This is a genomic window from Micromonospora sp. HM5-17, assembly GCF_003762835.1.
Taxonomy (GTDB): domain Bacteria; phylum Actinomycetota; class Actinomycetes; order Mycobacteriales; family Micromonosporaceae; genus Plantactinospora.
The window spans coordinates 691,404-701,425 of sequence record NZ_RJWA01000003.1; the positions used below are offsets into that span (position 1 = coordinate 691,404).

7 protein-coding genes are annotated in these 10,022 nt (G+C 73.5%); 5 read left to right on the plus strand and 2 right to left on the minus strand.

Annotated features, from left to right (window positions below; all coding sequences use genetic code 11):
- Positions 1-12 precede the first annotated feature (12 nt).
- Positions 13-774: a (Fe-S)-binding protein gene (locus EF879_RS12530; RefSeq protein ID WP_123557991.1), complete on the minus strand. Its 762-nt coding sequence runs from the start codon at positions 772-774 to the stop codon at positions 13-15.
- A 184-nt stretch (positions 775-958) separates the two neighbouring features.
- On the opposite strand from EF879_RS12530, the gene EF879_RS12535 reads away from it, so the two are divergent.
- The 3 genes from EF879_RS12535 to EF879_RS12545 all read left to right on the plus strand — a co-directional run bounded on the left by EF879_RS12535 (position 959) and on the right by EF879_RS12545 (position 5,803).
- The gene (locus tag EF879_RS12535) at positions 959-2,011 is read left to right on the plus strand and encodes a lactonase family protein (protein ID WP_123557992.1); all 1,053 of its coding nucleotides are present in this window, start codon (positions 959-961) and stop codon (positions 2,009-2,011) included.
- Between the two features lie 183 nt (positions 2,012-2,194).
- Positions 2,195-3,970, plus strand: coding sequence for a substrate-binding domain-containing protein (locus tag EF879_RS12540; protein WP_233604401.1), 1,776 nt, complete (start codon positions 2,195-2,197; stop codon positions 3,968-3,970).
- A gap of 348 nt (positions 3,971-4,318) precedes the next feature.
- A complete protein-coding gene (locus EF879_RS12545; RefSeq protein WP_370375483.1) occupies positions 4,319-5,803 on the plus strand; it encodes a sugar transferase in 1,485 nt (494 codons plus the stop codon).
- A 46-nt stretch (positions 5,804-5,849) separates the two neighbouring features.
- On the opposite strand, the gene EF879_RS12550 is transcribed toward EF879_RS12545, so the two are convergent.
- Positions 5,850-7,127, minus strand: coding sequence for an ROK family transcriptional regulator (locus tag EF879_RS12550; protein WP_233604402.1), 1,278 nt, complete (start codon positions 7,125-7,127; stop codon positions 5,850-5,852).
- Between the two features lie 115 nt (positions 7,128-7,242).
- On the opposite strand from EF879_RS12550, the gene xylA reads away from it, so the two are divergent.
- Both xylA and xylB read left to right on the plus strand, forming a co-directional pair.
- Positions 7,243-8,430: a xylose isomerase gene (gene xylA, locus EF879_RS12555; protein WP_123557996.1), complete on the plus strand. Its 1,188-nt coding sequence runs from the start codon at positions 7,243-7,245 to the stop codon at positions 8,428-8,430.
- Positions 8,431-8,440: 10 nt separating this feature from the next.
- Entirely contained in the window at positions 8,441-9,856 is a 1,416-nt protein-coding gene (gene xylB, locus EF879_RS12560) for a xylulokinase (protein WP_123557998.1), read from the plus strand.
- The last annotated feature ends 166 nt before the right edge of the window (positions 9,857-10,022 follow it).

The following is a 10,022-nucleotide window of genomic DNA, read 5'->3' on the forward strand; positions in this document are numbered from 1 at the left end:
CGGCTCCGCCGGTCACCGCTCCGCCTCGGGGTCGACGGGCGCCAGGCCGGCGAGGATCTCCGCGTAGTGCACGGCGCGGACCGGGGCGCCCGCGCCGGAGCGCGCCCCGCGGGACAGGCCGCCCCCGATGTGCGCGAGGCAGGAGTTGTCCGCCGCCGCGACGTACCCGGCGCCGGTCTCCCGGATGGCCGCGCACTTGTCGGCGAGCATCGCGGCCGACACGTCGGCGTTCTTCACCGCGAAGGTGCCGCCGAAGCCGCAGCACTCCTCGGCGCCGGGCAGGTCGACCAGGTCGAGCCCGCGCACCGCGCGGAGCAGCCGCAGTGGCCGGTCACCCAGCCGGAGCATCCGCAACCCGTGACAGGTGGGGTGGTAGGTGACCCGGTGCGGGAACGAGGCACCCACGTCGGTCACCCCGAGCACGTCGACGAGCAGCTCGGAGAGTTCGTAGACCCGCGGTGCGACCTCGTCGACCGCCGCCGCGAGGTCGGGGTCGCCGGCCGCCAGCCGGGGGTACGACTCGCGGACCATCGCCACGCAGGAGCCGGACGGGGCGACCACCGCGTCGTACCCGGCGAAGGTCTCGACGAAGCCCCGGACCAGCGGTAACGCCTCGGCGCGGTAGCCGCTGTTCGCGTGCATCTGCCCGCAGCAGCCCTGCGCGGCCGGGAACTCCACGGTGTGGCCGAGGCGCTCCAGCACCCGTACCACGGCCCGGCCGGTGGCCGGGAACATCAGGTCGTTGACGCAGGTGACGAAGAGGGCTACCCGCACCGCGCACCTCCCGCGGCGCGGGGGTCCGCCGGTGTGGGCAACCCGATCACGATCGAAGATCCTATCGGATCGCCAGGTGGGGGCAAGGGCTCGCGGACCCGGGCGGCTGGCCGGACCCGGACAGCGGGCTCTGGTTTGATCGAGCGTGAGTCCGACGGCGATCAGACCAGGGAATGGAGCGAGGATGTCTGACGACGCGAACGGAATCATCCATCTCGGCTGCTACACGGCGGCCAGCGGCGGGCGGGGAAGCGGCATCGTCGCGGCCCGGCGGGACCCGGAGACCGGTGACCTCGACCTCCTCGGGGTGGTGGCGGAGACGCCGTCCCCGTCGTTCCTGACCCGGCATCCCCGGCTGCCCGTGCTGTACGCGGTCAACGAGCTCACCGAGGGGACGGTGAGCGCCTGGACCGTTCACCCCGACGGCACGCTCACCGCGCTCGGCGTCCGCTCCACCGGCGGTGACGGCCCCTGTCACCTCGCCGTCGACCCGGACGGCCGGTTCCTGTACGTGGCGAACTACGGCAGCGGTAGCGTCGCCGTGCACCCGTTGGACCCGACCGGCGCGCCGGGGGAGCGGACCGACCTCGTGGTGCACGAGGGGCACGGTCCGGTTGCGGACCGGCAGGAGGGGGCACACGCGCACATGGTCTCGCCGGATCCGGCGGGGACCGGACTCTTCGCCATCGACCTCGGCACCGACACGATCTACCGCTACCACCGGGACGACGCCGGACGGCTGCGCCTGGCCGGCCGTACCGTGACCCCGCCCGGCACCGGTCCCCGCCACCTGGCCCGGCACCCGGACGGCCGGCGGTGTTTCGTCGCGGGCGAACTCGACGGCTCCGTACACGCCTACGAGTGGGACGGCGCCGACGGCCTGACCGCGCGGGGCCGAATCGAGGCCAGCCGGCGTTCCGGGCTGGTCCAACCGTCCGAGATCACCGTCGGGCCGGACGGGCGATTCCTCTACCTCGCCAACCGGGGTGTCGGGACGGTGTCGGTGTTCGCTCTGGACGGTCCGCTGCCCCGGTACGTCACCGAGGTGCCGACCACCGCGGACTGGCCCCGGCACATCGCGGTGCTCGGCCGGCACCTGTATGTGGCGGAGGAACGGGCGGACGTGGTGGTGGTGTTCCCGATCGATCCGACCAGCGGCGTGCCGGGACCGGTGACGGCCCGGGTGGAGGTGGCGAGCCCGACCTGCGTTCTCGGAGAGCGAACCTTAAATCTTTGACAAGCGCACATAAGATCGATCTGCGAATGCGAGCCGGAAAAGCCCCTCAATGGGGTGCTTACCCAACAGTAAGGGAGCGGCCGGCTACCCAAAGTGAATTATCTTCGGAATGACTTTGCCGCCTGGCTAACATTCCGCCACCTGCCACTGGCAGGAGCTGTGAGAAATCCGCAAGATGGTCGGGTGCCTGGCCGCCATCGCAGACGTAGGAACGGTCGTACGACGGGCGCCATCGCCGGGGCGGTGGCGCTGGTCCTCGTCGTGGTCGGCGGGTGGTTCGGCTACCAGCGGTGGGTCGCCCCGGACTGCTCGGGAGAGCTCCGGCTCACCGTTGCCGCCGCGCCGGAGATCGCGCCGGCGGTGCAGGCCACCGCCGAGGCGTGGATGGCCGACGGCGCCGCCGTGGACGGCACCTGTGTCGCCGTCGACGTCACCGCGAGTGAGCCGGTTGACGTCGCCGCCGCCATCGCCGGGCAGCACGGCGTCTCGCTCAACGGCGTCGGCCAGGCGAGTGGCAACGCGGTGCTTCCGACCGTCTGGGTGCCGGACTCCTCCACCTGGCTGCTGCGGCTGCGCCAGCAGGCTCCCGGGTTCGACCCGGGCAGCGGCGCCTCGCTGGCGCGCAGCCCGGTCGTGGTGGCGATGCCCGAACCGGTCGCCGTCGAGCTCGGGTGGCCGCAGAAGCGGATCGGTTGGTCCGACCTGCTGAAGACGATCACCACCGGCACGCGGCTGCGGACCGGCATCGTCGAGCCGAGCCGGGACGCGGCCGGGCTCTCCGGCCTCCTCTCCCTGGCCGCGGCGGCGCAGGCGGCCGGGGCAAACGGCGCCGAGGCGCAGCGGGTGACCACCGCGGCGTTGCGGACCCTGGCCACCGGCCGGGCGGCGGTCCGCGAGGAACTGATCGCCCGGTTCCCCCGGGCCACCGACGCGGCGTCGATCGCCTCGGGCCTCGGCGCCGCCCCGCTCTCCGAGCGGGACGTCGTCGAGTTCAACGCCAGGAAGCCGCCGGTTCCGCTCGCCGCCCTCTATCTGGACCCCGCGCCGCTGTCGCTCGACTACCCGTACGCGGTGATGCCCGGTGCGGAGCCGGCCCGGGTCGCCGCCGCCGAGCGCTTCTTCGCCCAGCTCGACACGCCGGCGTTCCGGTCCCGGTTGGGCGGCCAGGGGCTGCGCGGCCCGGATGGGACCTGGGGCAAGGACTTCTCGGCCCCGCGCGGCGCGCCGAGCCCGGCGGGGGCCGATCCGACCCCGAGCACCGAGACGAACTCGGGCGGTACGGCGGCCGGCGGCTCGGCGGCGGTGATCGAGCGCACCCTCTCCAGTTGGTCGGTCGCCACCCAGCCCGGCCGGATGCTGGCGGTCATCGACGTCTCCGGCTCGATGCTCGAAACGGTCCCCACCGCGAACAACGCCACCCGGATGCGGGTGACGCTGGAGGCGGCCCGGCGCGGCCTCGGTCTCTTCGACGACTCCTGGGCCCTCGGGCTCTGGACCTTCTCCACCGAACTCTCCGGCAGCCGTGACTACCGCCAACTGGTGCCGATCGGGCCGCTCTCCAGCCAGCGCAGCAGGCTGGAGCGCGAACTGGCCGCGATCCGACCCAAGCGGAACGGCGACACCGGCCTCTTCGACACGATTCTCGCCGCGTACCGCACGGTGCAGGAGGACTGGGAGCCGGGCCGGGTCAACTCGGTGGTGATGCTCACCGACGGCAAGAACGAGGACGCCAACGGGATCAGCGAGTCGGCGCTGATCCGCGAGTTGAAGCGGATCGTCGACCCGGACCGCCCGGTACAGGTCGTGATCATCGGGATCGGCAGCGAGGTCAAGCGCTCCGAACTGGAGGCGATCACGAAGACCACCGGTGGCGGCGTCTTCGTCACCGAGGATCCGGCCAAGATCGGTGACATCTTCCTCCAGGCGATCGCGCTGCGCCCGACCACCGTCCCGCGCTGACCACCCCGGCCGCGGCGCCTGTCCCGGCCGGCCTGACCACCCCGGCCACGCCGCGCCGTTCACCGGCCCGCGCCGACACCACCCCGGGCGCGGTACCTGCCCCTGGGCGCGGCACCCGCTCCGGCCGGGTGTCGCCGCGTGCCGGCCGGGGGCGTCACCTCGGCGGCGTGCCAGGCCGCGTCGGCCGGCTGAACAGCGGGTTGCCGGCAGCGCAAACAAGTGACAGTAATCTGTCGGAGGCGCTGCGTAGTGCCCCTGGTGGGCGAAGATGTCGACGTGCCAATCGGGCCGGTGGCGCGGGTAGCCAGCGGCGGATCGGGTTGCCTTCTGGGGAGCGAGGGAGGGCCAGTGACGTCGCCGACACTGCTGAGTCCCGCCACGATGCCTCCGGAGCCAACTCCGGAGGCATCCGCGCGATCCCCCCGAGACCGTCGGCGCACCTATATCCGAGCCATTCTCGCGCTCGACACGGTCATCCTGATCCTGGCGGTGATCGGCGGCTACGTCGCCCGGTTCGGTGGCGACGAGGCGCGTGGCTCCGACATCCCGTACGTGATCGTCGGCCCCGGGCTGGTGCTCGCCTGGCTGGCCTCGCTGAAGGCGTTACGCTGCTACGACCACCGGGTGCTCGGCTACGGCGCGGACGAGTACCGCCGGGTCATCTCCGCCAGCCTGCGGCTGGCCGGCGGTGTCGCGATCGCCGGATACCTCGCCGACGTCGGGGTCTCCCGGGGTTTCCTCGGCATCTCGTTCGCGGTCGGCACCGTCGCGCTGGTGGCGGCCCGGTTCGCGGCCCGTAAACACCTGCACCGCGCCCGTTCCCGAGGCGGGGGATGGTCCCGCCGGGTGCTGGTGGTCGGCGACACCGCACACGTCCTGGAGCTGGTGCACACGCTGCGGCGCGAGCCGTACGCCGGGTACCAGGTGGTCGGGGCCTGCATCCCCGACGCGCTGCTCGCCCCGGTGCCGCAGCGGCTCGGCGACGTGCCGGTGCTGGGGTCGTTCCGGGCGATCGTCGACGCCGCCATGGCGATCAACGCCGACACCGTGGCGGTGACCGCCTGCAGCGAGCTGACCGCCGCCCGGCTCCGCCGGCTCGGGTGGCAGCTCGAGGGGACCGGCATCGACCTGGTTCTCGCACCGGCGCTCACCGACGTCGCCGGACCGCGGATCCACACCCAGCCGGTGGCGGGGTTGCCGCTCATCCACGTCGAGGCGCCCGAGTTCCGGGGAGCACGCAAGCTCGTCAAGGGTTTCGTGGACCGCGCCCTGGCGTTCACCGCGCTGTTCCTCAGCCTGCCGTTGCTGGCCGCCATCGCGATCGCCATCAAGCTCGACAGCCGGGGGCCGGTGATCTTCCGTCAGGTCCGGGTCGGGCTCGGCGGCCGGGAGTTCGGCGTCTACAAGTTCCGGACCATGGTGGAGAACGCGGATGCGCTCCTCGCCGATCTGGCGGCCCGGAACGAGACCGACGGGCTGCTGTTCAAGATGCGCGACGATCCCCGGGTGACCCGCGTCGGCCGGGTGCTCCGTAAGTGGTCCCTCGACGAGTTGCCGCAGCTCGCCAACGTCCTCCTCGGACAGATGAGCCTGGTCGGGCCGCGCCCGCCGCTCCCGTCCGAGGTGGCGCGCTACGATGGCGACGTGGCCCGCCGGCTGCTGGTGAAACCGGGCATGACCGGGCTCTGGCAGGTCAGCGGCCGGTCGGACCTGAGCTGGGAGGACGGCATCCGCCTGGACCTCTACTACGTGGAGAACTGGTCGCTCGCCGCCGACCTCACGATCCTCTGGAAGACCTTCGGCGCGGTGATCCGCACCCGGGGCGCGTACTGAGCCGCCGCCTCGGACGCCCGGCGGCCGGCCGGCCGTGTGGCGTCTGCTATCCGCCCGATCGCGGTCGTCCGCCTCCGGCCCGTCCGCGGTCCCGTCCGCCCGCGACCGGGGTGGTGAGCCACCGGGCCGGGTGCTCCAGCACCGTGCGGACCACCGAGCCGGCGGCGCCGAGGGCGGCGGCGTCGCCGCCGAGCAGCGCGGCCCGGACGGTCACCGGCGACCAGGCGGCGGTGAGGACCCGGCGGCGGATCTCCGCCTCGATCGGCGGGGCCAGCCAGCGGGCGAGCGGCGCGTAGACGCCGCCGAGGACCACCGTGTCCACGTCGAGCAGATTGATCACCCCGGCGACCGCGACCCCGAGCGCGCCCGCCGCCTCGGTCAGGGCCTGACAGGCCACGGGATCGGCCCGCTCGGCCGCCTCGACCAGCCGGGCGACGGGTGACCCGGCCAGCCCGGCGCTGGCGAGGATCGCCTCCTGCCCGGCGTACTGCTCCAGACAGCCCCGGCCACCGCATCGGCACGGTCGCCCCTCGGGGTGCACCGGTACGTGGCCGAGTTCGCCGCTCCAGCCCCGCGCGCCCCGGAAGAGGCTGCCGTGCAGCACGATCCCGGCACCGATCCCCACCTCGCCGGAGATGTAGATGAAGGTGGCCGGGTCCGGTGCTCCGGCCCGCAGCTCGCCGAGCGCCGCGAGGTTGGCCTCGTTGTCCACCATGAGGCCGGTCTCGGCGAGCACCGGGTGCGCACCGAGCAGGGCCGGTACGTCCACGTCCCGCCAGCCGAGGTTGGGCGCGAGCCGGACCACGCCGTCGGCGGTGACCAGCCCGGGGACCGCGAGCGCCGTGCCGGCGAGCCGCAGGTCCTGCCGGGCCGCCTCGGCGTCCGCCTCGGTGATCAGCTCGGCGACCATGGCCAGGGCCTCGGCGGGCGGCACCGGCCGGAGGTCGATCCGGCGTACCGCGTGGTGCCGTACCGCGCCGGTCGGGTCGACGAGGCAGGCGGCGAGGTAGTCGACGTTGATCTCCAGCCCGAGCCCGACCGGACCGTCGCCGGCGAGCGCCAGCCCCAGCGCGGGGCGTCCGGCACCGGATCGGGGCGTGGGGTCGACCTCGGTGAGCAGCCGTCCGGTGATCAGCTCGTCGACCAGGGTCGAGACGGTGGCCCGGGTCAGGCCGGTGGTGGCGGCGAGTTCGGCCCGGGACGGGGGTCGGGGGGCCGTGGCGACGTGCCGGAGCACCAGCGCCAGGTTGTGCTCACGCAGGCTCGCCTGGCGGACGGCGGTGGCGGCGGCCGTACCGACCGGCGCCGGAGAGGGTCGGGCCACGCTATTGACAATGCCATATTCCGAGAAAATAATTCAACCGATAAACAAATCGGCCGGGTTGCCGGCGTGTCAACCCGGGACGCCTCAGCGCCGAGTCCACTCCTGGAGGTCCCTCATGGCAGTCCGACCCACCCCTGCCGACAAGTTCTCCTTCGGCCTCTGGACCGTCGGCTGGACCGCCCGCGACCCGTTCGGCGACGCCACCCGGGCCGCCCTGGACCCGGTCGAGGCCGTGCACCGCCTCGCCGAGCTGGGCGCGTACGGGATCACCTTCCACGATGACGACCTGGTGCCGTTCGGCTCCGACGACGCCACCCGCGACCAGCACATCGCCCGGTTCCGTAAGGCACTGGAGGAGACCGGGCTCGTCGTACCGATGGTCACGACGAACCTCTTCACCCACCCGGTCTTCAAGGACGGTGCCTTCACCAGCAACGACCGCGAGGTCCGGCGCTACGCGCTGCGCAAGGTGCTCCGCAACATCGACCTCGCCGCCGAGCTCGGCGCGCACACCTTCGTCATGTGGGGCGGCCGGGAAGGCGCCGAGTACGACGTCGCCAAGGACATCCGGGCCGCCCTCGACCGCTACCGCGAGGCGGTCAACCTCCTCTCCCAGTACGTCATCGACCGCGGCTACAACCTCCGGTTCGCCATCGAGCCGAAGCCGAACGAGCCGCGCGGCGACATCCTGCTGCCGACCGTCGGGCACGCGCTCGCCTTCATCAACACCCTCGACCACCCGGAGCTGGTCGGGCTCAACCCCGAGGTCGGGCACGAGCAGATGGCCGGGCTCAACTACATGCACGGCATCGCCCAGGCGCTCTGGGCCGGCAAGCTCTTCCACCTCGACCTGAACGGCCAGCGCGGGATCAAGTACGACCAGGACCTGGTCTTCGGGCACGGCGACCTGCTGAACGCGTTCGCGCTGGTGGACCTGCTGGAGAACGGCGGCCCGCAGGGCGGCCCGGCGTACGACGGTCCCCGCCACTTCGACTACAAGCCGTCCCGGACCGAGGACTACGCGGGCGTCTGGGCCTCGGCCGAGGCGAACATGCGGACGTACCTGCTGCTCAAGGAGCGGGCGAAGGCGTTCCGGGCCGACCCGGAGGTGCAGGAGGCGCTGGCCGCGAGCAAGGTCACCGAGCTGTCGATCCCGACGCTGGGCGAGGGGGAGACGTACGCGGACCTGCTCGCCGACCGGAGCGCGTTCGAGGAGTTCGACGTGGACGCCGTGGCGGCCCGTGGCTTCGGGTTCGTCCGGCTGAACCAGCTCGCCGTCGAGCACCTGCTCGGGGCCCGCTAGGAGGCCGAAGGTGGCACTGGTGGCCGGGATCGACTCGTCGACCCAGTCGTGCAAGGTCGTGATCCGGGACGCGGAGACCGGGAAACTGGTGCGCAGCGGCCGGGCGGCACACCCCGACGGGACGGAGGTTGATCCGGCGGCCTGGTGGACCGCCCTGCAGGAGGCGATCAGCCAGGCGGGTGGGCTGGACGACGTGGCCGCCGCCGCGGTGGGCGCACAGCAGCACGGGATGGTCTGCCTGGACCAGGCCGGAGAGGTGGTCCGGCCGGCGCTGCTCTGGAACGACACCCGGTCGGCGGGCGCGGCCGCCGAGCTGGTCGAGGAACTCGGCGGCGGCGAGACGGGGCGGCGGGCCTGGGCGGAGGCCGTCGGCAGCGTGCCGGTGGCCAGCTTCACCGTCACCAAGCTGCGCTGGCTGGCCCGGCACGAGCCGGAGAACGCCGACCGGACCGTCGCGGTCTGCCTGCCGCACGACTGGTTGACGTGGCGGCTGGGCGGAACCGGGGACCTCGAGGCGCTGCGTACCGACCGGGGGGACGCGAGCGGGACGGGCTACTGGTCGCCGGCGACCGGAGCGTACCGGCTGGACCTGCTGGAGCGGGCGTTCGGCCGTACCCCGGCGGTGCCGACCGTGCTGGGCCCGGCGGAGACGGCCGGGCAGTTGCCGACCGGCGCGCCGCTCGGTCCCGGGACCGGGGACAACGCCGCCGCCGCCCTGGGGGTCGGCGCGATGCCCGGCGACGTGGTGGTCTCCATCGGTACGTCGGGGACGGTGTTCAGCGTCGCCGACGCACCGGCGGCGGACGCGTCCGGCGCGGTCGCCGGGTTCGCGGACGCGACCGGACGCTTCCTCCCGCTGGTCTGCACGCTGAACGCGGCGCGGGTCCTGGACGCCGCCGCCGGGATGCTCGGCGTCAACCTCGACGAACTGGCGAAGCTGGCCCTGTCGGCGCCGGCCGGGGCCGACGGTCTGGTGATGGTCCCCTACCTGGAGGGGGAGCGGACGCCGAACCGTCCACTCGCGACCGGCGCGATGCACGGGTTGACCCTGCGTACCTCGACGCCGGCGCACCTGGCCCGGGCGGCGGTGGAGGGGATGCTCTGCGCGCTCGCCGACGGGCTGGACGCGTTGGTGGCCCAGGGGGCGACGGCGAACCGGATCATCCTGGTCGGTGGTGGGGCCCGGTCCGAGGCGGTCCGCCGGATCGCGCCCGAGGTATTCGGCTGCCCCGTGCTGGTGCCCGAGCCGGGGGAGTACGTCGCGGACGGCGCCGCCCGGCAGGCCGCCTGGGTGCTGGCCGGCGGGGACCAGCCGCCCGCGTGGTCCGTCGGTCAGGTCCAGGAGTACGGCGGTGCCGGTGCGCCGCACATCCGCGAGCAGTACGCCGCCGCCCGCGAGCTGATCCTGGAGCGTGCCGCCGGCTGAGTCCGACAGCCGTCGCCGAGGTGGGGCCCCGACCGGCAGCTCGCCAGAGGTGGGCGCTGGCGCAGCGCGGATGCCGCCACCCGAACCAGCGTGACCCCGCCACCGGCTGCCCACGCCGCGGTGACCTGAGAGCGGCGTCGGGCGTCGGGTCACTACTCTGGGATGC